At 69.4% G+C, this 1,122-nt stretch carries 1 protein-coding gene; it reads left to right on the top strand.

Annotated features, from left to right (window positions below):
- Positions 1 to 1,062, top strand: a 1,062-nt coding sequence (locus HMPREF0975_RS02740) for a thiamine ABC transporter substrate-binding protein (RefSeq protein ID WP_009232597.1), incomplete at its 5' end; no start/stop codon positions are given.
- Between the last annotated feature and the right edge of the window lie 60 nt (positions 1,063 to 1,122).

Raw genomic sequence — 1,122 nt, 5'->3', positions numbered from 1 at the left:
CCCGGCCGCACCCGCCCGGCCCTCAGCCGCCGCGCCCTGCTCACGGGAACCGCCGCCGGCGCCATCGGCCTGAGCCTGGCAGCCTGCGGCAAGAGCAAGAAGACCGACTCCAAGACCGTCACCGTCCTCACCCACGACTCCTTCCACGTCTCGGAGGACCTCGTCAAGGCCTTCACTTCCGAGACCGGCTACACCCTCAAGTTCGCCACCTTCGGGGACGCTGGCGCGCTGGTCAACAAGCTCGTCCTGGCCAAGGACGCGCCCCAGGGCGACGCCGTCTTCGGCATCGACAACACCTACGCCACCCGCGCCCTGGACCAGGGCGTCATCGACACCTCCGCCACCGTCACCCTGCCCAAGGGCGCCGAGGGCTACGTCATCGCCAACACCCCGGCCCTCGCGCCCATTGACGTCAGCGACGTCTGCCTCAACATCGACACCGGCTACTTCGCCGGCAAGGGTCTCACACCCCCGGCCACCTTCGAGGATCTGGCCAAGCCCGAGTACAAGGGCCTGCTCGTGGCCATCAACCCCACCAACTCCTCGCCCGGCATGGCCTGGCTGCTGGCCACCATCGGCCACTTCGGCGCCGGAGGCTTCTCCGACTACTGGAAGCAGCTCGTCGCGTGCGACGTCCGCATCGCCGAGGACTGGACTACCGCCTACGAGACCGACTTCTCCGCCGGGGGCAAGGGCACCTACCCCGTGGTCGTCTCTTACGCCTCCTCGCCCTCCTTCACAGTCTCCGACGACGGCGCCTCCAGCTCCACCTCCGCCCTGCTGGACACGGCCTTCCGCCAAGTCGAGTACGCCGGGGTCCTCAAGGGCGCCGCCAACCCCGAGGGCGGCAAGGCCTTCGTGAAGTGGATGCTCTCCAAGGCCGTCCAGGAGGACATCCCCGGCCAGATGTACATGTACCCGGTCTTGTCCGACGCCGCCCTGCCCGAGGCCCTCACGAAGTTCGGCCCGCTGTCGAGCGCTCCAGTGAGCGTGGATCCCAAGGAGATCACCGCCCACCGCGAGGAGTGGCTGAATACCTGGACCGAGGCCGTCGGCAAGTGAGCGTGCCGCGCGAGGAGGCCGCCGCCGCCGACGTCGGAGCACGCGCCGACGCCGGCGGCG

The organism is Actinomyces sp. oral taxon 849 str. F0330 (assembly GCF_000239715.1).
Lineage (GTDB): Bacteria > Actinomycetota > Actinomycetes > Actinomycetales > Actinomycetaceae > Actinomyces > Actinomyces johnsonii.
Note: the sequence above shows the minus strand (reverse complement) of the source record. Positions and strands in the feature narration are given on the sequence as shown.